General features: G+C 58.1%; 24 protein-coding genes. 9 read left to right on the forward strand and 15 right to left on the reverse strand.

Features of this window, described 5'->3' with window-relative positions; translation table 11 throughout:
• Positions 1–13 precede the first annotated feature (13 nt).
• The 7 genes from prmA to SRB521_RS15210 form a co-directional block, all read right to left on the reverse strand.
• Entirely contained in the window at positions 14–967 is a 954-nt protein-coding gene (gene prmA, locus SRB521_RS15180) for a 50S ribosomal protein L11 methyltransferase (protein WP_242943962.1), read from the reverse strand.
• Positions 967–1,839 carry a DegV family protein gene (locus SRB521_RS15185; RefSeq protein WP_075704779.1) on the reverse strand — a complete coding sequence of 291 codons (873 nt, stop codon included), beginning with the start codon at positions 1,837–1,839 and terminating at the stop codon, positions 967–969. Before SRB521_RS15185 ends, prmA begins: the two co-directional genes overlap by 1 nt.
• A 50-nt stretch (positions 1,840–1,889) precedes the next feature.
• Complete coding sequence (locus tag SRB521_RS15190; RefSeq protein WP_033119115.1) at positions 1,890–2,417, reverse strand: DUF1836 domain-containing protein; 528 nt, start codon at positions 2,415–2,417, stop codon at positions 1,890–1,892.
• A gap of 263 nt (positions 2,418–2,680) precedes the next feature.
• On the reverse strand, positions 2,681–3,277 hold the full coding sequence (locus SRB521_RS15195) for a hypothetical protein (RefSeq protein WP_058118616.1): 597 nt from the start codon (positions 3,275–3,277) through the stop codon (positions 2,681–2,683).
• A 78-nt stretch (positions 3,278–3,355) separates the two neighbouring features.
• Entirely contained in the window at positions 3,356–5,983 is a 2,628-nt protein-coding gene (ppdK, locus tag SRB521_RS15200) for a pyruvate, phosphate dikinase (protein ID WP_075704780.1), read from the reverse strand.
• A 230-nt stretch (positions 5,984–6,213) separates the two neighbouring features.
• Positions 6,214–6,729 carry a cob(I)yrinic acid a,c-diamide adenosyltransferase gene (locus SRB521_RS15205; protein ID WP_083630998.1) on the reverse strand — a complete coding sequence of 172 codons (516 nt, stop codon included), beginning with the start codon at positions 6,727–6,729 and terminating at the stop codon, positions 6,214–6,216.
• Complete coding sequence (locus SRB521_RS15210) at positions 6,726–7,466, reverse strand: nitroreductase family protein (RefSeq protein ID WP_075704782.1); 741 nt, start codon at positions 7,464–7,466, stop codon at positions 6,726–6,728. Before SRB521_RS15210 ends, SRB521_RS15205 begins: the two co-directional genes overlap by 4 nt.
• A gap of 127 nt (positions 7,467–7,593) precedes the next feature.
• Between SRB521_RS15210 and SRB521_RS15215 the strand changes: the two genes are divergently transcribed.
• From SRB521_RS15215 to SRB521_RS15225, 3 genes are all read left to right on the forward strand, one after another.
• The gene (locus SRB521_RS15215) at positions 7,594–8,430 is read left to right on the forward strand and encodes a helix-turn-helix domain-containing protein (protein WP_242976582.1); all 837 of its coding nucleotides are present in this window, start codon (positions 7,594–7,596) and stop codon (positions 8,428–8,430) included.
• 34 nt (positions 8,431–8,464) lie between these two features.
• Positions 8,465–8,935 carry a VOC family protein gene (locus SRB521_RS15220; RefSeq protein WP_075704784.1) on the forward strand — a complete coding sequence of 157 codons (471 nt, stop codon included), beginning with the start codon at positions 8,465–8,467 and terminating at the stop codon, positions 8,933–8,935.
• Between the two features lie 237 nt (positions 8,936–9,172).
• A complete protein-coding gene (locus SRB521_RS15225) occupies positions 9,173–10,315 on the forward strand; it encodes an acyl-CoA dehydrogenase family protein (RefSeq protein WP_202969484.1) in 1,143 nt (380 codons plus the stop codon).
• A 56-nt stretch (positions 10,316–10,371) separates the two neighbouring features.
• On the opposite strand, the gene tsaA is transcribed toward SRB521_RS15225, so the two are convergent.
• Together tsaA and SRB521_RS15235 are read right to left on the reverse strand one after the other, a co-directional pair.
• Positions 10,372–11,061, reverse strand: a complete 690-nt coding sequence (gene tsaA, locus SRB521_RS15230; RefSeq protein WP_195417140.1) for a tRNA (N6-threonylcarbamoyladenosine(37)-N6)-methyltransferase TrmO — start codon at positions 11,059–11,061, stop codon at positions 10,372–10,374.
• A 9-nt stretch (positions 11,062–11,070) separates the two neighbouring features.
• Positions 11,071–13,029 (reverse strand): putative bifunctional diguanylate cyclase/phosphodiesterase, encoded by a 1,959-nt coding sequence (locus SRB521_RS15235; protein ID WP_116722281.1) that lies wholly within the window; start codon positions 13,027–13,029, stop codon positions 11,071–11,073.
• A gap of 232 nt (positions 13,030–13,261) precedes the next feature.
• Between SRB521_RS15235 and SRB521_RS15240 the strand changes: the two genes are divergently transcribed.
• The gene (locus SRB521_RS15240) at positions 13,262–14,023 is read left to right on the forward strand and encodes a 4Fe-4S binding protein (RefSeq protein WP_075704787.1); all 762 of its coding nucleotides are present in this window, start codon (positions 13,262–13,264) and stop codon (positions 14,021–14,023) included.
• Positions 14,024–14,290: 267 nt separating this feature from the next.
• Here the strand turns inward: SRB521_RS15240 and SRB521_RS15245 are convergent, their stop codons facing one another.
• The 6 genes from SRB521_RS15245 to SRB521_RS15270 all read right to left on the reverse strand — a co-directional run bounded on the left by SRB521_RS15245 (position 14,291) and on the right by SRB521_RS15270 (position 22,637).
• Entirely contained in the window at positions 14,291–17,215 is a 2,925-nt protein-coding gene (locus SRB521_RS15245; RefSeq protein WP_083630999.1) for a sialidase domain-containing protein, read from the reverse strand.
• A gap of 60 nt (positions 17,216–17,275) precedes the next feature.
• Positions 17,276–18,382, reverse strand: a complete 1,107-nt coding sequence (locus SRB521_RS15250) for a Gfo/Idh/MocA family protein (protein WP_116722280.1) — start codon at positions 18,380–18,382, stop codon at positions 17,276–17,278.
• Between the two features lie 28 nt (positions 18,383–18,410).
• Positions 18,411–19,259 carry a carbohydrate ABC transporter permease gene (locus SRB521_RS15255; RefSeq protein WP_338068286.1) on the reverse strand — a complete coding sequence of 283 codons (849 nt, stop codon included), beginning with the start codon at positions 19,257–19,259 and terminating at the stop codon, positions 18,411–18,413.
• Complete coding sequence (locus tag SRB521_RS15260) at positions 19,256–20,089, reverse strand: carbohydrate ABC transporter permease (RefSeq protein WP_242976574.1); 834 nt, start codon at positions 20,087–20,089, stop codon at positions 19,256–19,258. The genes SRB521_RS15255 and SRB521_RS15260 overlap by 4 nt, the downstream gene beginning before the upstream one ends.
• Before the next feature lie 147 nt (positions 20,090–20,236).
• The gene (locus SRB521_RS15265; protein WP_033118279.1) at positions 20,237–21,616 is read right to left on the reverse strand and encodes an ABC transporter substrate-binding protein; all 1,380 of its coding nucleotides are present in this window, start codon (positions 21,614–21,616) and stop codon (positions 20,237–20,239) included.
• Between the two features lie 142 nt (positions 21,617–21,758).
• On the reverse strand, positions 21,759–22,637 hold the full coding sequence (locus SRB521_RS15270; RefSeq protein WP_116722279.1) for an AraC family transcriptional regulator: 879 nt from the start codon (positions 22,635–22,637) through the stop codon (positions 21,759–21,761).
• A 137-nt stretch (positions 22,638–22,774) separates the two neighbouring features.
• On the opposite strand from SRB521_RS15270, the gene SRB521_RS15275 reads away from it, so the two are divergent.
• Genes SRB521_RS15275 through SRB521_RS15295 form a run of 5 tightly spaced genes read left to right on the forward strand, consistent with a single transcriptional unit; the run spans position 22,775 to position 26,719 of the window.
• On the forward strand, positions 22,775–23,716 hold the full coding sequence (locus tag SRB521_RS15275; RefSeq protein ID WP_116722278.1) for an acetylxylan esterase: 942 nt from the start codon (positions 22,775–22,777) through the stop codon (positions 23,714–23,716).
• A 26-nt stretch (positions 23,717–23,742) separates the two neighbouring features.
• Positions 23,743–24,438 carry an N-acetylmannosamine-6-phosphate 2-epimerase gene (locus SRB521_RS15280; RefSeq protein ID WP_116722277.1) on the forward strand — a complete coding sequence of 232 codons (696 nt, stop codon included), beginning with the start codon at positions 23,743–23,745 and terminating at the stop codon, positions 24,436–24,438.
• The gene (locus tag SRB521_RS15285) at positions 24,435–25,352 is read left to right on the forward strand and encodes an ROK family protein (protein ID WP_116722276.1); all 918 of its coding nucleotides are present in this window, start codon (positions 24,435–24,437) and stop codon (positions 25,350–25,352) included. The genes SRB521_RS15280 and SRB521_RS15285 overlap by 4 nt, the downstream gene beginning before the upstream one ends.
• Complete coding sequence (locus SRB521_RS15290) at positions 25,342–25,794, forward strand: NanQ anomerase/TabA/YiaL family protein (protein ID WP_033118274.1); 453 nt, start codon at positions 25,342–25,344, stop codon at positions 25,792–25,794. Before SRB521_RS15285 ends, SRB521_RS15290 begins: the two co-directional genes overlap by 11 nt.
• Positions 25,795–25,813: 19 nt before the next feature.
• The gene (locus SRB521_RS15295; protein WP_058118630.1) at positions 25,814–26,719 is read left to right on the forward strand and encodes a dihydrodipicolinate synthase family protein; all 906 of its coding nucleotides are present in this window, start codon (positions 25,814–25,816) and stop codon (positions 26,717–26,719) included.
• The last annotated feature ends 5 nt before the right edge of the window (positions 26,720–26,724 follow it).

The raw sequence follows: 26,724 nt of genomic DNA on the forward strand, positions 1-26,724 counted from the left end.
AAGGCGGCCGGTCTTATCCCTTCGCCACTTCCTGTTTGGCGGCCAGGGCCACCCAGCCATCCCGGTCCTTTCTGCCCACTACACGGAGGCCATTGCGCTCCAGGGCGGCGCACACCTCCTCCGCGCGGGTGTCGATAATGCCGGAGCACAGAAATACCCCACCGGGGGCCAGCAGCCCTCTCGCAGGAAGAGACAGGGGAATGATGACGTCCGCCACGATATTGGCCAGCACCATATCGTACCTCTGCCGGGCCAGCTCCGCCCGCAGCGCCATATCGGTGAGCACGTCGCCGGCCCGGACCGTATAACGGTCCCGCCCGATGCCGTTCATGGCCGCATTCTCATAGGCCACACCCACCGCTTTGGGATCGATGTCCACGCCTACGGCCTCCCGGCTGCCCAGCAGCAGGGCCGCGATGGACAAGATCCCGCTGCCACAGCCCAAGTCCAGAGCACTCTCCCCCTCCCGGGCAAACTCCTCCACCCACTCCAGGCACAGCCGGGTGGAGGCGTGAGAGCCGGTACCAAAGGTGAGCCCGGGATTCAGATACAGCGCCGTCCGGCCGTCCGGCACGGCCTCCCCACGCTCCCACTCGGGGACAATATACAGCCGCTGTCCCACGGCCATGGGTTTGTAGTATTTCTGCCAGCTTGTGGCCCAGTCGTTCTCCCGGAGCCTTGCGGTGGTATAGGGCAGGTCAATGCCCTCCATCCACTTCGCCAGTTGTCCCTGTCCGTCGGCGTCGTCGGTGACATAGAACTTGATGCGGGCCGCTCCCTTCATGCGCTCCAGAAGCTGGTCATCCACATAGTCCCAATACTGCCGGTTCTGTTCCAGGAAAGACTTGAAATCCTCCTCGTCCTCAATGACAAGGCCGGTGGCGCCGTTTCCCGTGAGCCTGGCGGACAGGCTGTCCAGCTCCGCTCCGGTGGTCTCCACCGTGACCTCCAGCCATACGGCATCCATCAGCGCTCTCTCCCCATGAAGAAGAGGGCCATTGTGCCCGGGCCGGAGTGGGCCCCGATGACCGGGCCCACATTATTGATGATGATCTCCTTTACGCCAAAGCGTTTGCGCACATCGTCGGCCACCCGCTCCGCCTCCTCGAGACAGTCACCGTGGCTGATAAATACGGTCTGCGCTCCGGGATCGATGGCAGTCTGCTCCATGTGGTCGACCAAGGCGGTCAGGGAGGCGTGACGCCCTCTGGCCTTGCCCATATTGATGAGGTGCCCCTCGTTGTCCACATGCAGGACCGGCTTGATCTGAAGCATGCTTCCCACCACGGCGGTGGCGGCGGAGACCCGTCCGCCCCGCTTGAGGAAATGGAGATCATCCACGGTAAACCAGTGGCACAGGTTAAGCTTGTGGGCCTCCGCCCAGTCCCGAACCGCCTCGATGCTACCGCCCTTGTTCTTCTCCTGCACGGCGTACCAGACCAGCAGCCCCTGGCCCAGGGAGGCGCAGAGGGTGTCCACCGTATAGATCTTGCGCTCCGGGTACTTGGCGGCAAGCTCCTCCACGGCAATGGCGGAGGACTGGTAGGTGGCTGAAAGGCCAGAGGAAAAGGCCAGGATCAACACATCCTTTCCCGCCTGCAGCATGGGCTCCAGCAGCGCCGTGAACTCCCCTACATTGACGGCGGCGGTGGTGGCCATCTCGCCGTCACGCAGCATTTTATAAAATACCTTGGGGTCCATCTCCCGGTCATCCGGGTAATTGTGATAGGTCTGCCCCTTCACGGTGAAGGAGAGCGGCAGTATCTCCACGCCCAGCTCCCGGACCAGGTCCTCCGGCAAATCGGCGGAAGAATCGGTGACAATGACAAAGTCGTTCATTTTATTGATAACCTCCTGTATCCCAAAAGGCATTTTTTGCCTATCTGGATTCATCTTTTGCGGCGTTCCGCCTTGACCTCCGGCGGCGTGATCAGTCCAAGGATGCGTTCACAGGCCAGCTTGTCGGCATAGCTACGCAGAGCCAAACGGAGCGCCAGGCGGGGCAGCTCCTCCTCGGGTAGGTCCGGCGGCAGCACCTCCGCCGTGCAGTCCAGCGCCAGGGAGAGTTCCTCGTAGAACATGGCATACAGTTCTTCCGCCGTCCTCCCTTTGCGGTCTGCAGCCAGGAGCGCCCGGGTCTCCTTTACCGAGAGGACCTGCTTCAGCGCGCAGATCGCGGTCAGGTAGGCCAGGTGGGTCCTGGCGTACTTTTTGCCGTCCGCCCTGGGCAGGAGCCCGTCCTTAATATAATTATTGACCATGGCCGGGGTGAGGGTCTCTCCTCCGTCATAGGTGATGAGCTGGCGGGAGACGTAGGAGATCACCTGATCCATGTAAAGCCCAATATCCGGAAAGCCGTCCCAAACCATGGGCCGCTCCTCCTCCAGGCGCTTTTTCAGTTCTTCCAGCTCTTCCACCGTTTTGCCTCCTTTCGTGGTTTTGGATATTACGTCACAAAATATCGAGGGTATTATATCACATCCACACCAAAGATGTAAAGGACGATATCACCGTGATTTTTCGGCTTTTTCGTCACATAACGGGGTTCTGCCGATCCTTTCCCGCGGATGTGGGGAAGCAGGCATCTCCCTTCCAGCCGCCAATAGATACCCACCGGTTCAGTCGGAGGTTTTCGCATTACAAAAAGGACCCGCGGAGGCGTTCGCCTCCGCGGGTCCTTTCAGCAGCCCTTGACGGCGAGCTGCGTTCCCGCACTGAAAAATCTGCCCCACTCCGGGGTTCGGAAAAAAACCACCACTCCCTGGATGTTGAAGTCGTCCACCGTAAGAAAGCGCTTTTTGATCTTCTCTTTTTCCAGGGTGCTGTTGAGGAAGGCCAGCACATTCACATCCAGCCAGTCCCCTAAAAAGTCCGCGTCATATTGGTAGGGGTGTCCGTTCAGGGTAAAGCTCACCCTCCATGTCCCGCCAGGCCCCTCCAAATCAGCGTTCTCGCCGCTCTCGCGTACATCTTGGAGGTCCAGTTCTCCCCCGGTGAGCCGCAGCAGCGCTCCAATGAGATCCCGATACATGGTGGAGCGCTGGGTCACTTCGGCGTCGAACGCATATACCTGGTCGCTGTCCGCCGCCCCCAGCTCGGTCAGGATGGCGGCATAGGCCGGGTCCTCATAGCGGGCGCTTTGGGACAAAAATCCTTCCTCCTGTTCCGGTGTCAAACGGATGCCCAGCCGTTTCAATGTGTCCAACTGCTGGCGGATCGGCACGGCGGGACGGTTCATCTGTGAAGCCAACATGCTGGCAAAGGAATCGAGGTCCATAAAAAATCCTCCTGTTCTCTTGCGTATGGGGATAAAAAGGGGCTCCGCACCACCGGCACGGAGCCTCTTTTTATCTCATTACCGAGGGTTCTTGATGGCGGCCTGCGCGGCGGCCAGACGGGCAATGGGCACACGGAAGGGTGAGCAGGAGACATAGGTGAGGCCCACAGCGTGGCAGAACTCCACAGAGGTAGGATCGCCGCCGTGCTCGCCGCAGATACCCATATGGATGGAGGGGCGGGTCTTGCGGCCCAGCTCTGCAGCCATCTTCACCAGCTTGCCCACACCCTTCTGGTCCAGGTGGGCGAACGGATCGGACTCGTAGATCTTCTGGTCGTAGTAATAGCTGAGGAACTTACCGGCGTCATCGCGGCTGAAGCCGAAGGTCATCTGCGTGAGGTCGTTGGTACCGAAGGAGAAGAACTCTGCCTCGGTGGCGATCTCGTCGGCCAGCAGGGCGGCGCGGGGGATCTCGATCATGGTGCCGACCTCATACTTGAGATCCACGCCGGATTCCTTGATGATCTTGTCGGCGGTCTCCACCACGATGTCCTTGACAAACTTGAGCTCCTTGACCTCGCCCACCAGGGGAATCATGATCTGGGGCTCAATGACGTACTTGCCCCGCTTGGTGACGGCAATGGCCGCATTGATTACGGCAGTGGTCTGCATCCGGGCGATCTCGGGGTAGGAGACGGCCAGCCGGCAGCCCCGGTGCCCCATCATGGGGTTGAACTCATGGAGAGAGGCGATGACGTTCTTCAGCTTCTCCACCGTAATCCCCAGGTCGGAGGCGATCTCCTGGATGTCCTCCTCCTTGGTGGGCAGGAACTCATGGAGCGGGGGATCCAGATAGCGGATGACCACCGGACGCCCCTCCATGGCCTCGTAAAGGCCCTCGAAGTCGCTCTGCTGATAGGGCATGATCTTCGCTAAGGCCTTCTCGCGGTCGGCGGTGTTGTCGGCCACGATCATCTCACGCATCGCTTTGATACGGCTCTCCTCGAAGAACATGTGCTCTGTACGGGTGAGGCCGATACCCTCGGCGCCGAAGGCGCGGGCCTGCTTGGCATCCCGGGGTGTGTCCGCGTTGGTATAGACCTGGAGCTGGCGATACTTGTCGGCCCAGCCCATGAAACGCCCAAAATTGCCGGAGGCCACATCGGCGGGCACGGTGGGGATCGCCTCGCCGTAGATGTTGCCGGTGGAGCCGTCGATGGAGATGTAGTCCCCCTCGTGGTAATCCTTGCCGCCCAGGGAGAATTTTTTGCCTGCGTAGTCCACCACGATGTCGCCGCAGCCGGACACACAGCAGGTGCCCATGCCGCGGGCCACCACGGCGGCGTGAGAGGTCATACCGCCCCGGACGGTGAGGATGCCCTGGGCGACCTGCATACCCTCAATGTCCTCGGGCGAGGTCTCCAGACGGACCAGGACCACCTTCTCGCCCCGGGCATGCCACTCCTTGGCGTCCTCCGCGGTAAAGACCACCTTGCCGCAGGCCGCGCCGGGAGAGGCGGCCAGGCCCTTGCCGATGACCTCGGCCTTCTTCAGGGCATCGGGGTCAAACTGGGGGTGGAGCAGCGAGTCGAGCTGCTTGGGCTCCACGCGAAGGACGGCCTCCTTCTCGTCGATCATCCCCTCGTCCACCAGGTCCACAGCCACCTTCAGGGCGGCGGCGGCGGTGCGCTTGCCGTTGCGGGTCTGGAGCATATAGAGTTTGCCGTCCTCGATGGTAAACTCCATGTCCTGCATGTCCTTATAATGCCGCTCCAGACGGTTTGCAATGTCGGCAAACTGCTCGTAGACGTGGGGCATCTCCTCCTGGAGCTTGCTGATGGGAGAGGGGGTCCGCACGCCGGCCACCACGTCCTCGCCCTGGGCGTTGATGAGGTATTCGCCGAAGAGGGCCTTCTCACCGGTGGCGGGGTTGCGGGTAAAGGCCACGCCGGTACCCGAGTTGTCGCCGGAGTTGCCGAACACCATGGATTGGACGTTGACGGCGGTGCCCCAGTCATAGGGGATCTCGTTCATGCGGCGGTAGACATTGGCCCGGGGGTTGTCCCAGGAGCGAAACACGGCCTTGACGGCCTCCATGAGCTGCTCCTTGGGTTCCTGGGGGAACTCCTCGCCCTTCTCATCCTTGTAAAACTGCTTGAAGCGGACCACCAGATCCTTCAGATCGTCGGCATCCAGCTCGGTGTCCAGCTTGACGCCCTTCTCGGCCTTTTTGGCGTCGATGATCTCCTCAAAACGCTTCTTGGACAGCTCCATGACCACGTCGGAAAACATCTGGATAAAACGGCGGTAAGAATCATAGGCAAAGCGGGGGTTGCCGGTCTTTTTGGCAAAGCCCTCCACGGCAATGTCGTTGAGACCCAGGTTGAGGATGGTGTCCATCATGCCGGGCATGGAGGCCCGGGCGCCGGAGCGGACGGAGACCAGCAGGGGGTTGGAGGGATCGCCGAACTTCTTGCCGGTCTTTTCCTCCAGCTTGGCCAGATGCTCCATGATCTCGGCCTGGATATCGGCGTTGATGGCGCGGCCATCGTTATAATACTGGGTACAGGCCTCGGTGGTGACCGTAAAGCCTTGGGGCACGGGCATGCCCAGATTGGACATCTCCGCCAGGTTGGCGCCCTTTCCGCCCAGCAGCTCACGCATGCTGCCATTGCCCTCGGAGAATTCGTAGACGTACTTTGCCATTCAATTGTCCTCCTTCGGATGATCCTTCTTGGTAACATCAGTAAAATCGGTGTTGGCTGACTAAAATTATATCATTCAAATACAAAAAATCAACCTTACTTTTCGAAACTTCTGATGATTTCAAACAAAATTGGTCTTACCAATTCCACGGTTTTCAAAAAGCCTGTCGAGTTTTGTCCGCCAGGATGCCCGCGCCGTCTTTTCCCCTACGGCGGAGCGTGTTTCGCCGCCTACCACTCCACGCCCAGCCTGGGCGCCACCCCCCGGTCGTAGGGGTGTTTGCACTTTCTCATCTCAGTGATATAATCCGCCCGGCGCTCCAGCTCGGGGGCCGGGTCCCGACCGGTCAGGACCACCTCCAGACCAGCGGGCAGATGATCCAGAAATTCCGTCACCCGCTCCAGAGAGACCATCCCTGTGCTCACCGCAGAGCACATCTCGTCCAGCACCAGAAGTCCCGCCCTTTCTCTCGAGGCCAGGGTCACCGCCGCGTCAAAGAGAGCGGTCTGCCGCTCCCGCTCGGCCTTCTTTTCCTCCGGGGTCATCTGAAAGACGAACTTCATGATCTCCGGGGCGTCCAGCAGCAGGATACTCGGGAGCAGGGATAAGGCCGCCCGCTCCCCGCTGTCCGCGTTTTTCAGAAATTGGGCCACCACCACCCGGTTTCCCCGCCCGGCCGACCTCATCGCCAAGCCTATGGCCGCCGTGGTCTTTCCCTTTCCGTCCCCGCAGTAAAGATGGATCACACCTCCGCCTCCCCTTGAAAGTCCTTCAGATATTGCCCCACGGAGCGGCTCATTTCCCTGGAAAAGTCAGATTCATATTTTCGCCTGCAAAATGCGGCGAGGAAGTCCTCAAAGCTCTGCGCCCCCGTGTGTCCCCGATACATTTCCCGCAGCCGTGTCCCCTCCAGACGGCAGTAGGCGTTCTCCTGCACGATGAACCGCTGCTCGAACCGTGCCGCTTTCTTTCGTTCCCGCTGCTGCCGGGTGGGGTAGCCCATCACCAGCATACAGGCCGGAAACACCCACTCCGGCAGTCCGAGCAGCCGCCGGTGCTCTTCGTACCGCTCCATGATGTCTCCGATATAGCAGGAGCCAAGCCCCAGGCTCTCGGCGGCCACCACGGCGTTCTGTGCCGCGATCACCGCATCGTTCACCGCCAGCATCAGATCCCCCGGCCCGGGGCGCCTGGGATCGCAGCCGGCCTCGGCATAGGCATCCCACCACCGGAGGCAGTCGGCGCAGAAGATGAGCACCACCGGGGCTGTGGAGATAAAGGGCTGGTGGTCACAGGTCTCGGCCAGGGTATCCTTGAGGCGCTGGTCCGTGATGTCCAGAATGGTATAGAGCTGCTGGCCCCCGGCGGTGGGCGCCTGGACCGCGGCCGCCAGTACCGTCCGCTTGACCTCTGCCGGCACCGGGCGGTCTGTGTAGGCCCGCACGGACTTTCTGGCATAGAGGCTTTGAATGATCTCGTTCATAGCATTCGCTCCTTTTCCCGTTCTGCTTCTTCTGCTGATAGTTTACCTTACTTTTTTCTCTCTGTACAGACCCCGCGGTCCGTGATACGATAACAGCAACAGCAAAGGAGGTGGCGCTGTGCAGCGCATGTGTTTTTCCAATCGTTTTTCCACCCTGATGTACAGGACCGCCACCCATCTCTATCTGGCCCCCCACCCCTCTCTGCGGCCCTATGTGGCCCATTATACCTATTGCCTGCCCCATCCGGAGCACTGCGCCGCCGGCGGCTCCCGCCAATGGCGGGACCCGAATAGCCCGCCGCCCCTGGTCCTCATCCAGGATGCCAGCGGCTGCCTGGTCTTTACCCTGCTCCCATCCGGTCCCAGGGGTGTGCTGTACGGCCCCACCACCCAAGCCGTCACCGTCCACAATGACCTGGGCGTCGGCCCTCCCCGTTTTTTCGTGGAGTTCCGGCCGGGCGGCCTGTTCGCTTTCACCGGCATCCCTCAATGGGAGCTCTCCGACAGGACCTGGCCCCTGGAGGCCGCCGCTCCGGAGCTATATGTGATGGCCTGTGGGGCCTTCTCCCAAGCCAGTGATCTGGATGATTTTGCTGTGCGCATGGATGCCGCGCTTCTGGCCCGTGACCCTGTACCATCCCCTGTCCTCCCCTTGTTGGGATCGAAATGCCTTTCTTCCCAGCAGGCGCTGGCGGCCTCCTCCGGCTACAGCTCCCGCCACCTCTCCCGCCTTTTCCGTGAGGGGGCCGGCATGGGCTGCAAAGCCTATTTCCAGGTACTTCGGGTAAACGCCGCCATCCGCGCTCTCCAGGCCGGGCCCCCTTCCCTGACCAGACTGGCACAAGAATTGGGCTATTTCGACCAGTCCCACTTTATCCATGAATTCAAGTCAGTCTGCGGCGTATCCCCGGGGCGCTACCTTGCCCACATGTCCGGTTTTTACAAGGAGCCGCTGAAGCCTTAGTGGTATGATCGTCCCGCAGGAAGGAGGTGTTTCTATGGAATTTCAAGGGGCTTTGTTTGCCGTGCGCTCCATGGCCGTATCCCGCTCTTTCTATGAGACCGTGCTGGGCCGGAAGGTGGCTCTGGACTTTGGCGCAAACCTGGTATTCGAAGGCGGCCCCACACTTCAGGAGGGATTCTCGGCGCTGGCGGGCTTTCCCGAGGAGCGGACGGTCTACCGCGCCCATAATGCGGAGCTCTACTTTGAAAGCCAGGACTTCGACGGAGATGCGGCCCGTGTAAAAGCCGCAGGGGTAGAGCTGCTCCATGAGGTGAGGGAGTACCCCTGGGGGCAGCGCGTCCTGCGCTTCTACGATCCGGATGGGCACATCATCGAGCTGGGTGAGGCGATGTCCACCGTGGTCCTTCGTTTTCTGGACCAAGGTATGAGTGAGGAGGAGGTCTGCGTCCGCAGCCAGCATCCCATGGAATTTATCCGGCAGTGCAAGGCACTGCGTAAAGCCTGACGGGATGCGCTTCTGCCGCAGGACCGCAAAGGGCGCGCCGTGGAGGAGGAACTTCCGCGGCGCGCCCTTTGTTTTTTATGGACCGTCCGCCGGGGGACGACTGTTTGTATCAGGTCGAACAGCGCTTAACTCATTTGATACTATACAAAAAATTGGGCAAATCGTATAATAAATCATGTATATATCGGGAAAACGCCGGTTGAAAATTCTAGTATTTATAAGGGGGAGACAGAGCATATGGCAATGACAGATTTCGATTTCATGCTGACAGAAGAGCAGATCGAGCTGCGGAACCTGTTCCGCGATTTTGCACAGAAGGAAGTCAAGGAGCCCTGCCGCGAGTCGGAAAAACTGGGCGAGTGTCCGGAATATCTGGTCAAAAAGGCCATCGATATGGGCGTTCCCATGATGACCCTGCCGGAAGAGTACGGCGGCCTGGGGCTGGACTATCTGACCTGCGCCATCATTCGGGAAGAGCTGGCACGCGGCGACGTAGGCTTTGCCTCCCGGGTGACGGGATTCGGCTTCACCCCCTTCCGCCTGGCCGGCACGGAAGAGCAGCGCCATATGGCCGCGGAAGCCATGACTGCCGGCGGCGTCATTGCCTTCGCCCTCACGGAGAGCGGCGCCGGTTCCAATGCGGTGGACATGTCCACCACCGCCCGTAAGGACGGCGACGGATACATCATCAACGGCGGCAAGACCTTCATCACCAACGGGGACTGTGCCGATATCGTCGTGACCTTTGCCGTAACCGACAAGTCCAAGGGCTCCAAGGGCATTACCGCCTTCATGATCCCGAAGGGCACCCCCGGCTTTGACGCCGGCCACCACGAGGACAAGATGGGATTCCGCAACGTGCACACCTGCTCCCTCTTCTTCGACGATATGCGCCTGCCCGACAAATACCGTCTGGGCGAGGAGGGTGAGGGTTTCAGCATCGCCATGCGCATCCTCAACGTCTCCCGCCCCGCCAATTCCGCCAACTGCGTGGGCTTGGCGCAGGCCGCGCTGGACGAGGCCGTGGCCTACTCCAAGCAGCGTGTGGTCGGCGGCCAGCCCATCTGCAAGAAGGGCGTGATCGCCGCCATGCTGGCCGACATGGAGATGCAGGTCCAGTCCGCCCGTCAGATGGTCTGGGCGGTCTGCCATGCGGCCAACGCCGGCATCTTTGACAAAAAACTCACCGCCGTCGCCAAGTGCTTTTGCAGTGACGCCGCCATGAAGGTGACCACCGACGCCGTTCAGATCTTCGGCGGCAACGGCTACTCCAAGGAGTATCCGGTGGAAAAGCTCATGCGTGACGCAAAGATTTTCCAGATCTTTGAGGGCACCAACCAGATCCAGCGGGATATCATCGGCCGCCAACTGGTAAAATAATCTGTTGTAGGGACGCGCCGCGGGGGAATTCCCCGCGGCGCGTTCTTGCGCTGTAGTTATGGGATGGGCCGGACCCCGCAGACGCGGAGCACCTGCCCCTCCACAGAAAATCGGATGTTGAGCCCGGCGAAATCCATGCCGTAGACCCGTCCGGGGTCCTGCTGATAGGAGGGGCGCGGATCACGGGCCAGTATGCCCAGCAATGCATCTCGCTTCTCCTCCGGTACCAGCGCCCGCAGGCGCTCCGGCAATTCCACCTCCAGCAGCTCCCCTCCGTCCGGACCGGCAAAGCCGCAGGACGCCTCCGGGCGGCAGTCCGCATAGGGGAGATACGGCTTGATGTCCAAAATGGGGGTTCCGTCCATCAGGTCCGCCCCCGACACCAGCAGCACCGGTCCCAGGGCGGGGTGCTGCTCCACCCGCTCCAACCTGACGCAGGACAGGCCGATGGGATTGGGCCGGAAGGGGGAACGGGTGGCGAATACGCCCATCCGCGTGTTTCCGCCCAGGCGGGGCGGGCGCACGGTGGGAGACCAGCCATCCCGCACCGCCGCGGAAAACTGCCAGATGAGCCAGAGGTGGGAGAATCCCTCCAGCCCCCGCAGGGCATCCGGGTTCCGATACTCCGGCTCGAAGATGACGGAGGCCTTGAGGGCCTCCACCAGGCCGCTCTGGCGGGGAATGCCGAATTTTGTGGGGAAATCGCTTCGAATTCTGGCCACCACCGTCATGGACAGGCTGTCCATACCCTCACCTCACACCAAAACTTCTTTTGCGCCGCCCTGCGGCGCGTGGTTCTTTTCCTTGAGAAAGGGGATCAGTTCGGACTCCGGCATGGGCCTTGCATAATAGTAGCCCTGGATCCAGTCCGCTCCGTAACGCGCCAGAGTCTCCGCCTGTGGCACCGCCTCGACCCCCTCCGCCATCACCTGCAAGCCCATGTTGTGGAAAAGGCACACCAGCGTGCGGACCAGCAGATCAGCCCGCTGGTCATCCGGAAATTCCGCCACCAGGCTCTGGTCCAGCTTGACGCATTCAAACGGCAGGTCCAGCACACAGGAGAGATTGGAGTATCCCGTCCCGAAGTCATCCAAGTAAAAATGGATATCCCTGGACGCCATCTCGGCCATAGCGGTCCGCATCCGGTCCATATCCTGGAGCAGCACCCGTTCCGTGATCTCCACCTTGAGCCGGTCATGGGACACGCCGTTCCGGTCCAGGCTGTCCACAATGCGGGAAATCAGCTCTTGCTCCGCAAACTGCTGCATGGAGAGATTGATCGAAACCGACCTCAGGTCAGGCACCCGCCCACTCCCTAACAGGCGACAGGTTCCCTCCAACACGATCCAGCTCAGCTCTCCAATGAGCCCCGTCTCCTCGGCCAGCGGAATAAACTCCGCCGGCGAGATCATATTCCCTTCGTAGTCCTGGAGCCGGAGCAGCGCCTCCGCAGAGGTGAAGGCGCCGCTCCGGCAGTCGTAGATCGGCTGGTACCAGACCTGGAACCTCTGCTCCAAAACCGAGCGGCGCATGATATTGACCAGCATCCTTTCTTTTTCCAGCAGGGCGGCGGTCCGCTCGTTGAATCGGACGGTATCTTCCGGCCCTGCCTTGGCCAGCCGGAGACCATATTCCAAGCCCTCGATGATCTGGGTCGGACTCCAACTCTGGCCGGTGCAAATCAGCTCTGCAAAGCGGGCGGTGAGCCGGGTCTCCACCTCTCCCAACCTCCAATTCCGCTGAAACCGCTCCCGCAGCTTCTGCAAGTTGTCCGTGGCCTCCGTTTCTCCCCTCCAGGGGAAAACGACTGCAAACTCCACATTCCCGAACCGAAAGGCACGGGCCTGCCGACACAGGCCATCCAGATATCGGGCGACCTCGTAGAGAAAAGCGTCCCCCCGCTGATGTCCAAACCGCTGGTTGATGGTGACGAACTGCTGCAGCGAAAGGAGCACGATCTGAAATTGCTGGCGGCCCGCTACCCGCAGGGAGAGCTCGGCAAAAAAGCTGTTCCGGTTCCCAATGCCCGTGAGGCCATCCGTCTCGATCCGGCTGCTTTGGAAGCTGATAAAAAGAATCAGGTCCGCCATGGCCATCATCATGCCGTTGAGTAGGACTTGGGGATAAGCGAGCTGAAACGCCGCAAGGAAAATGGCAAGAGGCGGAAGCGTGTGCATCAGTTTCACCATGGGGCGGTTCACACTGGCGCGGTTCTGCACATAGCAGACTGCCAGCAGGAGCAGTTCCGCCGCCATAAGGGCATAGCCGATGCGGTTCAGCGGTCCGCGGCGGTAGTTTCCGCCCGGGTCAAAGGAAAACAGGACACCGCTGCTCAAATTCCACAGAATCAGCAGTAAATATCCCAGGGTCCCCCCGGATATACACAGCAATGCCCGCCTCAGGTGTCGCTTGTCATAGACATGCTCTAAAATGAGATAGCAGAGATAGAGGACTATGACGGAACAGGTGAGCACAGCGACCAAAAAATATGCGCTGTTCAAAATTAGATTGACCGCCCGGGGGACTTGCTCCGTATGCTCAATGGTATATACACAGACCGCATTGAGAAGGACCGTGGCGAGAGACAATCCCAGACAGCTCCGGTAGACTTTGCCCTTTCGCGTCACAGCCAATTTCTTTTCCCGGTAATAGGCCATCAAAACCACGATCATCATCGCGGCCAGAAGTTCCGCCGCTAGGGACCACTTGACCATTATGCACCCACCCCCTCGGAGCTTCCCGGCCCCTGCCGCTTATTTTATCACAGATTTTAACCATTTCATATATGTTTAATAAAAAATGTAACAACTTTTACTGCTTTCACTTGGCCACGTTTTCTGTCCCTCCTGCGCGGCTTGTCGTCTTTTCACTTTTTGCCCCAAAGCGTGAAATGTATGCTATAATAGCCCTGTCCTCACGCACAACCGACAGAAAGGATGTAGATCCATGACTTCCATTTTTTTTAGTCCCCGGGGAACTACCAAAAAGACTGCACGGGCCATCTTAGGCCACCAGGAAAAGGTGCTGGAGCGGGATCTGCTTGGCCGTCCCTTGACGGAGGAGTGGACGCTTCCCGCCGGAGAGCCAGTTCTTGTCTCCATGCCGGTGTATGCCGGGCGTATTCCGGGTATTTGCCGGGAAATGCTGCTGGCTCATCTGAAAGGGCATGAAAATCCCGCCATCGCTGTGGCTGTATATGGGAATCGCGACTATGACGACGCTCTGGTGGAGCTGCAGGACCTGCTGGAGGAAAACGGGTTCTGCGTAATTGCAGGAGCGGCTTTCGTGGCGCAGCATTCCATCTTCACCAAGGTCGCCGCCGGTCGGCCCGATGAGGACGACAGGCGGCGCATGGCGGAGTTTGGCGCCATGTGCCGGGAAAAGCTCTCCGGATTCGCCCCGGACGCGCACACCCCGATCCATATAAAGGGAAACCGGCCCTACAAAAAGGCCAAGGGCGTTCCTTTTCAGCCTGAATGCAACCAGAACTGCATGAAATGCTATGCCTGCGCCAAAAATTGTCCCACCCATTCTATCCCTCTGGAGACGCCTTGGCTCACCCGTACTGACACCTGCATCTCCTGCGGCGCCTGTATCTATCTGTGCCCCACGCAGGCCAGAGGCTATAGAGGTCCCGTTTTCGAAGTGGCCGCCAAGGGGTTTGAAGCCATGTGCGCAAAGCGCCGGGAGCCTGAGCTCTTTTTCTAAGCACCTCCGCCGGTAGAGGCCCCGGCTCTCCGCTCCAGAAAAACCGGGCAGGAAACTTATCGTTTCCTGCCCGGCACTTTTTTGCCTTTTCCCCGTGCTATAAGCTATTTTTATCCCCGGCATAGCCAAGGGATGTGTCTTTGGTAGCGCCAAAAGCAAACGCAGAGATCAGGCCCCATTAGAGGGGCCCGGTCTCTGCGTTTTTCGGCACGCTTTTTATCATCCGAAGCGACTGGCGGTACGCGCCCCGGCACTTTCAAAAAAAGATTACTGCAGAGGCTGGCTTGTTAAGCTATCGATGTCGTATTCGCCATAGTACATATACTGTAGTCCATCCGCCCAAGAATTGGTTGGGGATGCCTCATAGATCATGCCGACTTTGCCATTAGAGAGTTCTACCATGCTACTGTATGCAAAAAGCTCATCGGCTGCCGTGACCTGATACTTGTACTCCCAATCAATTTCATACTTGGTGCTCCCGTTATCATAAGTACCGTTTTCCTTAAGCAGCCCTACATAGATGCGTCCATCGGTCCTGCTCCTGTTGTAAGCCATGGACAGAAGGACTGCCGGATAAGATTGGCCGTCCTTTGCGGACACCACGTCTTGGCTGTATGCGATGGCGGAAAGCTGGCTGTTGGTCCCGGCGCTGTTATCGCCGAAGGTGGAGTGGACCTCAACCCAAGTGAGGCCCCCGTCCAGGCTGGTAGCCGTCTTACACTTACCGCCCGAAGATGCGGTATTGCGCATAAAAATTTGCAGGTTGCCGTTGGGGAGCTCTACAATGACCGATTCGTGCCCCAGTGTATTCGGCAGCGGTTCCCCATGTGCCCAGGTCACGCCGCCGTCGTCACTGTAAATGACTTCCGTGTGAGCAGATCCGGTGAGCCCGCCACCGCCTTCACCCTGGAAGTAAATGGGCACGACCAGCCGGCCCGCATGCTCACCGTGCTGGAGTTGGATACCGTGGCCCGGCCCAGTGAGGTAGTAGTGGGATTCTTCTCTCTTGACCATACCCGTGATAAGCTTGTCCGTGTGCCAAGTCCGACCGCTGTCCGTCGAATAAAGTTGCATGATGTAGTTGGTGTTGTAGACTTGGAGCTCCGAGTCCTCGTAGAAAATTTTCATTGGAACAGAGACGGATGGAGCCGCGGCGTCAGAGGATTTTTGCGTAACGGTCAGAGCCGTCCCATCCTTATAGAGTTCGTAATTTTCCCCCAGGCTATACTCAGAAAGCGCACCCAGGGAGAGCCCGCTGTCATCCACCGGTGTACCGCTGGAAGTGTAGGGCAACGGCGTGCCGGTAAGGTGGTAGACATTATAGCGCCCGTCCGCATTTTTGGCCCCATATATGTCGGCTGCATAGTTAAACTTGCTGCGATCCACATTCATATTGATATTGCCGGACTTGATATTCTGGTCGGAGAGGAGCAGATACTTCTGGCCGCCAATGGTGCAGAAGCCGTCGCCAAGGGCAACGCTTCTGGCAGTGCCGCCATGGGCTTGACCATACTGATCTACATTGAGCCATTGGAATCCGCCGCCATTCCAGGCAAAGGCGTCAATGAGGAGCAGAACGCGGTCTGTGTGGACTGTATCCTCAACAATCACGCCGTCGATGAAAGAGGCGGACTTCTGTTTATATCCGTACTCATCAGCGTAGTCCCTCATGTGGAGCACGTCAGGCACGGAGGCGTCCAGCCATCCTTCCATGATGTCATGGGCGGCGGCATTCGGTTTAATACGAATCGCCGCGTCGATATTTTCCGCGCTGTCGCCGGTACTGCCGAAGTTGGCGTCTGTACCCGCAATCAAGGTTCCATCGGAGGCGGCAAGCAGGAAAGGAATACGGAAGAACGTGGAGCCGGTAGCATCTCCGTTGAAGAAGATCGCGTTGGATTCCCGGGCTGTGTCCTTCGTGCGGTCAATCAGTTCCTCATCTGTCAGAGCTGTAGCGTAGATTTCAATGGATTCAATGGTGCCGGTGAAGGGGTAGCTGTTCTGGTCGTTGGATCGCTTCAGCTTGCCCACGAAAGCTGTAGTCAATCCGCTCATGCCGTCCAGGAAGAGGTAGTCCGTTCCGGTCTTGGAAACAGTACTGCCCAATGCGCCGTTTGCAAACAGCTTGTATCCCACGCCGGCCTCCGCCTTAAAAGCAACGGTATTGCGTTCTCCACCGTACACCCTGCATGTACCAGAATACTTCGGGTTATCACTGTTGCGCAACTCGAAGCCAAAGGTATTTCCGCTCTCATAGACATGGAAATGGGCGTTTACCTTGGTGGGGTCGCTGATGCTGAAAAAAGAGCCCACTCCTGTATTGGTATTCTGGTATTTTACAATTATGCTGGCATTGTGGAGGCCTTTCAGCGTATCTACCAGTGCGGAGCTAAGCTCTACTGCATCTGCGGCGCTGTTGATCGTGATATTTTGAGCTGAATAGACAGGCACTGCGGAGGGCGGCCAGGTTTCGCTGCTGAGTGCGGCCGCCTCAGCCTGCGTGAACACCTCTGGGAGGAAAGCCACGAAAGCAATCCTGCCCACGAAATTCGCGTTATTATTGGAGTTTGCCAGTGCACCGGAGGTACCGCCGATGTTCAAGAACTGAATGTCGTTGACATCAGCGTTTTGGTTGAACCAGGAAGCATAGTTGGGAAATTGCGTAGTAGCACTTCCATCGAAGCTGGTCACGGTCTTGGCTGTCTTTACCTCCGGGTCGGAAGCATCAACGCTGTAAACAAAGGTGTGCCAGTCCTGACCGACTGCCGTTCCAGAGAGATTTGCCACCATACCGTCAGGGAAATCGATCCGTTGAAGGTTTACCGCCGGCACTTTATTTGCCAATACCGCGCCATAGTGCCCCACAGCGGTATCTTTTCCTGCGACAAAGAGGACCTGGTTCGCAGCAGCCGCGCTCTGATAACGAATCAGCAGCGTACCCTGGACGCTTGCTTTTAGACGGGAGATGTCCTGTGCTGTACCATTGACGATACGGCTGCCGTCGAAAACCTGATCGTCGCCATCATAGCGGTAACAGAAGCCGTTGGCTGCAGCGCGGTCCAGCACTTCCGCAAGTGTGTTCCCCTGGGCTGTCCCAGCGGAGGCCGCGCCAGTCGGTACTGCAATGGAAAAAGAGATACACATCGCAAGAGCCAAGGCAGAAAACGTTCGAAGTAAATGCTTCTGCTTCATAGAATGCCTTCCTTTCAAAACACATCTTAGGCTTCTTACTTTCTAAATACAAACACAGTTTTAGCCGATGATCTCCTCTACTTTCACCTTCCGATTCTCCCGAAGTGAGCGTGTGGCGGCGTCTGCAGTGGCGATGGCCGCCCGGGCGGCCCTGCCGTTCAAGAGCGGCTTGAACTCGTCGGGGACTGGCTCACCGTGCATGACGCTGTTGAAGAACCTCATCTCATTTTTCATAATGCCGTGGAGCCACAGCGGCGGCTTCTTGCCGGGGTGGCCATACTGAATGGCCCCGTCCATCTCCGTGCTGTGGTAGATCCGGGTGCGCTCGTCATCTTCCTCTTTGGACTCGTGAACCAGGTAATGCTCCTCCCCGTCGGCGGTCTTTACCGTCATACCCACGTTGAACATATCGATACGGATGGCTCCCTCAGTGCCCTGGACCAGCAGATAGTGCTCCGGCCAGTGGAAAGCGGAGCCGTATTCCACCACGGCGTAGGTATTGTTGCCAAACTCCAACTGAAGGAAAAGCATATCATCCTCGTCCCCGAAGTGTTCCCCCTGATGGGCCACATTGCCGCCTACCATCGTAACCTCGGTGGCGGGACCCATGAGGAATTGGATACAGTCCAGCTCGTGGATATGATGATAGAGGTGGCCGCCGGACTTGGCCCTGATCTTTTTCCAACTAACCGAGGGCTGCTCCTCCTCCCAGCCGTTCCGGGCGGAATGACAGTAGAGGACCTTTCCGATCTTGCCTTCGGCAATGAACTGCTTGGTCCGGCGAACGGCGCGGAAGAAGTTCATCACGTGCCCCGCCATGAAAACCACGCCATTCTCCTCCGCGGCGCGTACCATCTCGTCACAGTCGGCATAACTCAGGGCGATGGGCTTTTCGCAGAAAATGTTTTTTTTGTGCCGGGCAGCACAGAGAACCGGCTCCTTATGGAGGTAATTGGGCGTAGCCACAATCACAGCATCTACATCCGGCCTGGCACACAAACCCTCCAAATCAGTCTCCAGGTCGCAGTGAAGCTCTTGGGCAATGGCCGGAGCATTGTCCGGGTCCAGCACCGCCACCACCCTGGCCCCTTCCTGCTCATTTAGGATACGGCCCAGTTCAGCGCCAAAATACCCGGTCCCGACGATTGCGTAGCCAATGGTTTTCATAGTGATTTCCCCTTTGATGTAGAAAATATTATTTAATGGAACCTTGTGCCAACCCACCAGCTATTTTCTTCTGGATCAGCATGAAGAAGACCACGGAGGGCACTACTACCAAGGCGGAGGCGGCCATCATGACGCCCCAATCCATGACTTCCTGCCCTCCCAAAGATTTCAGCGCCACAGCCACAGTCATTTTGTCGCTGCTGTTCATTAAAATCAGGGAGTAAAGGAACTCGTTCCAGGCGTTGATAAAGGTGTAGATGGCTACGGCCACCACGCCGGGGGCTACGATGGGCAGGACCACTTTACCGAATACTTGCAACTTGTTGGCGCCATCCACCCGGGCCGCCTCTTCGATTTCCAGGGGTACAGTCTGGAAAAAGCCCACCAGCAGCCATACGGCGTAGGGCACCGCGAAAGACAGATACACAATGATGAGGCCCACGCGGTTGTTCATCATCCCCGCCTTGCCCATGATGATGGAATAGGGCACCGCCAGCAGAATGGGTGGGAACATATAGGTGGTGATAAGCACCCGGGTCAAAACCTTGCCAAACTTGGGAAAGAAACGGACCACGCCGTAAGCCCCCAGAGCGGAAATGGTAATAGCGATCAGCGTCGTACAACCGGCCACGATGATGCTGTTGACGATATTGACGTTAAAATGGAGTTGTCCCAGCACGGTCTTGAAAAAATCAAAGGTGATTTCCTTAGGCAGGATGGCGGTAGGGTTGCCCGTGAGCTCACCCTTGCTCTTGACAGAGGAGAGGAGAATCCACAACAGTGGAAACGCGGCAATGGCGGCCAGGATGGTCAGATAAGCATAACTGATGACATCACCTAGCCAGCCACGGCGAAGCCGCCTTTTTTTGCGCATCATTCACCCTCCTTTTCCCATTTATTCAGCAGGCGGAAGTACAGGGCGCACACCACCAGCAGGAAGAGTAGCAGCAGTACCGTCACCGCGGAGGAACGGCCCAGTTGCTTCAGCCCCCAGCCAAGGTTGTAGGCGTAAATGGGCACGGTCTGCGTCAGGTTGGCAGGGCCGCCGCCAGTGATGAGGTAGATGATATCAAAGCTGTTGAAGACCCAGATGGTGCGCAGCACCACCAGGAGCCCGACCACCATACGGATATGTGGAACCGTGATATGGATAAAAGACTGCCAGGCTGAGGCTCCATCCAGCTGCGCCGCCTCATATTGGTCCTTGGGTACTGTTTGGAGGGCAGAGAGGATGTTGACCATAATCAGTGGCGCGCCAAACCAGATGTTTACAAAAACCAAAGTTGGGAAGACAAGCCCAGCGCTGCTTAAAAACTGCGGCGGCGTGGCACAAAGGCCAACCTGGACCAAAAAATTCGGCAGGAAGCCGGAGACACCGTTTAAAATCCATTTCCAGGAAAAGGCTAAAACGATGGAGGGAAAAGCCCAGGGTATAATGAGGCATGTGCGGTAGACCCCTGCCGCATGGCGGATGCGGTTGAGTGCCAAGGCACCGGTAAATCCGACCAGAAGCTGCCCCAGCAAGGATGCCGCCGTCCACTTGATATTGGTCCAAAACGCCGCCCAGAAGACCGGATCTGTGAGGATTTTTGCATAATTTTCAAACCCGACAAAAGAATAGGCCGGTTTGATAAGATTCTTGTTGGTAAAGCTGTAGAAGATGCTGGACATCACCGGATAGAGCAGCAGAAGCAGCACCACCAGCATTGCAGGGAGTATGAAGCAAAAGCCGGTAACTTTTGCTATCATTCGTTTACGGCTTCGCATATTGCCAACCCCTTTCAGAACCACGGCGGGGACAAATATTCGCCCCCGCCGTATCCTGGGTTCCTTGTTTCCTTTTCCGGGCGTCCTTTAGCCGGTTGCAGTTGCAAACAGGTCGTTGAGCTGGTCATTGGCCGCCTTGGCCGCCTGTTCCACCGGCGTGCCGTTGAGTACAATGTCCTGGAACATGTTCTCCACCACCCGCTGATTGGCCAGGATACCGGCCTCCACACAGGGGCCGTATTCCATGCCGACATAAGTGCCGTGACTCAGGGCATCGCTGATGACCTCCATCGCGTGCTGGTACTTCTGAATGGTGGGATCGGCTAGGAAAGCGGGATCATCGGTGATCTCTTTCAGTGCGGGCAGCATACCTACGGGGACGGAGTGCAGGAAGGGGATGTACACGTCGGGCTGGTAGAAATACTCAATGAACGCCTTGCAAATCTCCGGATGCTTGGAGTTCTTCCATACCACCAGGGGCATGTTGTTGACGATGTAGTCGGGCTGGTCTCCCTTGTTGATGGTGGGTACAGGGGCGCAGTCGATATAGTCCATCAGCTCGGGGGTGTTGGACTCCACGCCGCCAATATGGAAACCGGAGTTAAAGTCGAACGCATTCTTGCCCTGGTAGTACAATGTCGCCTGATCCAGAGTATTATAATTGATGGAATCGGCAGGGGAATTGTTCTTGTACATATCGGTCCAGAACTTGATCCCCTGTATGGCGGTATCGCTGGTCAGATTGGCTTTGTGCTCGGGCGTCAGCAGCGACTCGCCGTGGCTGCCTACATAGACATCCAGGAAACAGGTGGCGTAGAGGTCGTTGGTGCCCATAGGCACGGAACAGCCATATACGGCGCCGTTCTCGCCCTTGGTGATCGCGGTGGCCGCGGTGTTAAACTCGTCCCAGGTGGTGGGGACCTCCAGATTGTACTTCTCCAGCAGATCTTTGCGGTACCACATGACGAAAGCGTGGGAGTAGATGGGCACGGCGTAGCAGTTGCCGTCGGAGTAGGTCATCTCCTGAAGGGGAGACTCATAGAAGCGGTCCCGGCCGATATCGTCGATCAGATCGTCCAGGGGTATGATGGCATCGGCGTTGATCATCTCCACCACTTGGCCCGCCTGGGCGGTGGACATATCGGGGACGTTGCCGGAGGCCAGACCCGTGGTCCACTTGGTATAGAAGTCGGCCCAGGAAAAGGTCTCGATATTGATTTTTACCTTGGGATGATCTGTCATGAACTGATCCGCCGCAGCCTGAATGGTCTCCAGCCGGGGACCCTGGGTAAAAGAATGCCAGAACGTGATCTCGCCCTCAAGCTCGTCGGTTTGGGCAGACTGGCTGGCGGAGGGTGCCTGAGTGTCAGGGGTCTGGGAAGAGGGAGTTGAACCGGACGGGCCGCACCCCGTGAGCAGTGTCGCCGCCATCAGGACGGCCAGAAACAGAGACATAGCCTTTTTCATAATTTCCTCCTTCTATCTCGCGCATTGTTTGTGCAAACCGTCTTACAAGTTTATTATAGGAAAGAGCTTCCAAGTTTCATAGACCATAGCTAGCTTAAAATTAGCATAAAACAATCAAAAAACTGTTGTTTTAACATCAGGGTTACTCCCGGGATGCCTTTCTGTATTGGTTGGGTGAGACACCGAACACCGATTTGAACATGCGGGCAAAATAGTTCTGGTCGTCAAAGCCCAGCTCGTATGCAATGGTGGAGACCCGGTCATTCGTCACCAGCAGGCGGCGGGCCGCCGTCACCATCCGCAGTTCTTTGACAAAATCACCCGGCGATTTGCCCGTGTGCTCTTTGAAATGGCGCCGGAGGGAACTGGGGCTCATCTGGGCCATGTCGCTCAGAAATTTGGTATCAAAGGGCTCCGTGGGATGGGCGATAAAGTAGTCCACCACCACTTGGATGCGCGGGTCCTGTTTGATGGCAGAGGACCGTGCCTCCCGATGCCGGATACTTTCAATAGAAAAGTCGGCTTCATGACCTTCGCTCTCCTCCAACACGGCCTCCGGGGTCTGCTCTACCAGCCAGGCCAGGATAAGCTCCAAGTTCCCCCTGATGCGGAACAGACGGCTGGAGTTTCTGCTGGTTGCGTTGCAGTGGACCTCCTGAAAATAGGAAAGGACCGCTTGCTCGGCGTTTTCGGTGACCGGCGGGATATGGAAAAACTCCGCCAGGAAATCGTTGTCGTTAAGGCGCACGGTAACGGTAAAGCGAATGCTGATGAACTCAAAATCATCCCCCAGTGCATGGCACTCCAGCATACAGCTATCCGGAATATACGCCACCTGGTTTTCGTGGACCTGGTATTCCACTCCGTTGATGGTAAACACGGCACTCCCTTTCAGAATGTAGCGCAGCATGCAGTAGGGAACGTAGGTCTCAGGGTAAACCCATCCCTTGTGGAACACGTATCGGTCGACATACAAAAAGTTAAAGCGCATGGCGGAATATAACGACGGTGGTATATGCATGGCGAGGCCTCCTTAACAAATGTATGATTGACGCAAAAATTGCTCGAATCATCCTAATTATAGGCATATAGCACATAGAAAAGCAAGCGTACTTTCGATATAATATATACAATGACAGTTGTGCGAGGGGATATACCATGGATAAATTGTCGAGGATGCGCCGGGAGGCGGAATCCGCCTACCCGTCACCCGGCGAGGTGGACGCCTGGGCGGAAGGACTTCTCATAGGAAGCGAAAAGGTAGCGGTGGAGGGGGCGGTGCTGGATGATATGCCTATCCGCGTCCCCTTTGGCAACAGCCCGAATACTTTGGTGAACCGCTATGTGAAATTTACTGCCAGCGACGGGCGGAGGCCTTTTTATGGCTATTGGCAGCCGGCGCTGAACACACCAGCTCCACTTCTCATCAACCTGCCGGGGTACGGCGGTTCCATTACCATGCACCCCCAGATAGCCGACTTAGGCTATCACATCCTGCACGTCTCGCCACTCGGGTATGTGACCCCAGAAAAGACAAGAGATGAGCTGGCGCTCCCGGACGGAAACTGGCCGGTCTTGCCCAACACTGCCGCCGGGATACCGGGCGGCTACGGGGACTGGCTTTCCGACTGCTTGCTGGCCATCCGCTGGGCCCAGGCCCGGCCGGAGGTTCTGCCACGGCGCCTGTCTCTGTTCGGCACCAGTCAGGGGGGCGGGGGCTCACTGCTCCTGGCGTCTATCCTAGGGCCTGAAAGGGTGCGCTGCGTCTGTGCGGATCTCCCGTTTCTAACCGACTTTCCGGGTTCCGGCTTGGAGGGCGACGCCTATTCCCTGCTTCAGCCAATTTATGAGGCTGTCCCGGCGGCTGACTTTTGGAGGAGGCTGGGGTATGTGGATACCGTGAGCCATGCCCATCGGCTGACGATGCCGGTACTGCTCTCCGCCGGCGGTGAGGATGCGACCTGTCCGCCCCGCACCGTTGAACGGCTGTTCCAAAGCCTTTCTGGCACGAGGCAGTATACCTATCTCGAGCACCAGGAACACACCCATTCCCGGTCCAGCATGTACCTCTTTTCCGCTTGGCTGCGGTTATACGCATAAGGTTTCCTACCAGAAGGGAGGGCAATATGAAACTCGGCAATGAAGAGACGCTTCAGAGGATCAAGGGCGGGCTTATCGTTTCCTGCCAGGCGCTGCCGGAGGAGCCGCTCCACAGCTCATTTATCATGGGGCGTATGGCACTGGCGGCTTCTCAGGCAGGAGCCGTGGGAATCCGGGCTAATACCGTTGCGGATATTAAGGAAATTCGCAACATGGTGGACCTTCCCATCATCGGAATTATAAAAAAAGTCTATGACGACTGTCCGGATGTCTATATCACCCCCACTATAGCGGAGGTGGATGCCCTGACGGCCTGCGGCGTGGAGATCATCGCCACAGACGCCACACGCAGGGGCAGACCAGGCGGTGAGACCATCGAGACCTTCTTTCCCAAAGTCAGGGCCAAGTTCCCGGATCAGCTCTTTATGGCGGATTGCTCCAACGTGGAGGAGGGTATGGAGGCCGCCGCGCTGGGCTTCGACCTCATTGGCACCACCATGGCCAGCTATACCCCTTACACCAGGGGCTGCCCGCTGCCTCCCTTTGATATGATCGAATATCTGGTCAAAAATTGTGGAAAGCCCGTGGTGGCCGAGGGCAATATCATTACGCCCGAACATCTGCGCCATGCCATGGATCTGGGTGTCCTGACGGCAGTAGTGGGCAGTGCTATCACCCGCCCTCTGGAGATCACAAAGCGTTTTGTGGCCGTACTGAAATGAGTGGCAGATATCGAATTGCCGCGTTAGACATTGGCGGCACAAAAATCAAGGCCTGCCTTTTTGAGGGGGAGGTCCCCACTCAGACGGTCGAAGGGGATACCTTAGCCCGCAAGGGCGGTGCCCCCGCTGTCCTGGAACGTGCTGCAGCTCTGCTGCGCCCATTGCTGCCCTTTGACTTCATCGGCGTCAGCACGGCCGGACAAGTGGACCCAGGTACCGGGGTCATCCGATACGCCAATGAAAACCTGCCTGGCTATACCGGCATGGATGTAAAGGGATTCTTTGAGGCGCGGTTCCATGTCCCCGCCGTCATCCTCAACGATGTCTGCGCGGCGGCGCTCGGAGAGGGGGCCTATGGCGCCGCCCAAGGTGTACGGGACTATCTCTGTATCACCTACGGCACCGGAATCGGCGGCGGCGTGGTTCTGGATGGCCGTCTCTACTACGGGTCCGGCCCCTCTGCCGGGGGAATGCTGGGCGGCCTGATCCTGCACCCCGAGGATATGGACCCCCGGGACCCTTTCGCCGGTACTTATGAGCGGTATGCCTCTGCGACGGCCCTCTGTTTGGCCGCCAGCCGTTTGGACCCCTCTTTGACGAGTGGACGGGCCGTCTTCCAACGCATGAAGGACCCCTCTGTCCGGGCTGTCGTTGACGCCTGGCTCGACCAGGCGGCGGCCGGAATCGTCAGTCTGATCCATGTGTACAATGTCCCCCGTGTGGTTCTAGGCGGCGGGGTCATGGAGCAGCCCTACGCCATCCAAGGCGTCCAGGCCCGGACGAAGGCGCTTCTGATCCCCGGATTCCACGGCGTCCAAGTGGTAGGCGCCAAGCTTGGAAATATGGCCGGTCTGTATGGCGCGGCATATCAAGTGCTTCAGACCGGGTTAGGAGAAGGCTGCTATGATTTATGATAAGCTCTCTGAGATAGCCCGTTATCGTGGGCTGTCGGAAAATCTGGATATGGGGATCCGCTTTCTCCAGTCTACCGACCTTTTTTCCCTGCCCATGGGGCGGACTGAAATCTTGGGCAGCGACGTGTACTGCAATCGCTTTAACTACACCACTGTCCCCATCTCCCAGTCATCCCTCATGGAAGCCCATGAGCGTTACCTGGATATCCACATCGTTCTGTCTGGGCTTGAACAGGTAATGGTGGCCCCGATAGAGACGCTGACGGAGGTGGAGATCCGTGCTGATGAGGATTCCATTATGTACCGTGGAGCGCCAGAGTACACGTTCACCCTGGAGCCGGGACGGTTCCTTCTTGTCTACCCCGGTGAAGGTCACCTGCCGAAGCTTGCGCCCAAGGCCCCGGAGGACGTTGACAAGCTGGTCCTGAAAATCGCCTTTTAAAAAGAAAAGAGGAAATGACATGGAGCTCAAAAAATATCTGGGTGTCATCCCTGCGTTCTACGCATGCTATGATGATGCAGGCAATATTTCCCCCGAACGCACCCGCGCCCTTGCCCGGTACCTGCTGGGCAAGGGGGTCAAGGGCCTCTATGTAGGCGGCTCCTCCGGCGAGTGCATCTACCAGTCCGTCCAAGAGCGGAAGGTCATCTTGGAGAATGTGATGGCCGAGGTGGGGGGCAAGCTCACCGTCATCGCCCATGTGGCCTGCAACAACACTCTTGATTCCCAGGAGTTGGCCCGCCACGCTGAGAGCTTGAAGGTGGACGCCATCGCGGCTATCCCGCCCATCTACTTCCATCTGCCCCCTTATGGCATTGCGGAATACTGGAACGATATCTCCGCCGCCGCCCCCAACACCGACTTCATCATCTACAACATCCCCCAGCTGGCGGGGGTGGCCCTCACCCCGGCACTGCTGGCCGAGATGCAGAAGAACCCCAGAGTCATCGGCGTGAAGAACTCCTCCATGCCCACCCAAGATATCCAGATGTGGAAGGACCAGGGCGGCCCAGACTTCGTGGTGATGAACGGCCCCGACGAACAGTTTGTCTCCGGTCTGGCCATGGGCGCCACCGGAGGGATCGGCGGCACCTTCGCCGTCATGCCGGAGCTGTTCCTGAAGGTATGGGGCCTGTTCTACGCCGGAAAGGTGGCAGAGGCAGCCGCCGTCCAGAATGACATCTGCCGCATCATCTACAAAATGTGTTCCGCCCATGGCAATCTGTACGCTGTGGTGAAGGCCATCCTGAAGAAGCACGGCTGCGATATCGGTTCTGTCCGCAAGCCCTTGCCCGCTCTTATCGACAGTGATTTGACTGTGGTGGACGAGGCTTCCGCCATGATCGACGCCGCCATTGCAAAATAGTGCTG

The sequence above is a fragment of the Intestinimonas butyriciproducens genome (assembly GCF_004154955.1).
Classification (GTDB): Bacteria; Bacillota; Clostridia; order Oscillospirales; family Oscillospiraceae; genus Intestinimonas; species Intestinimonas butyriciproducens.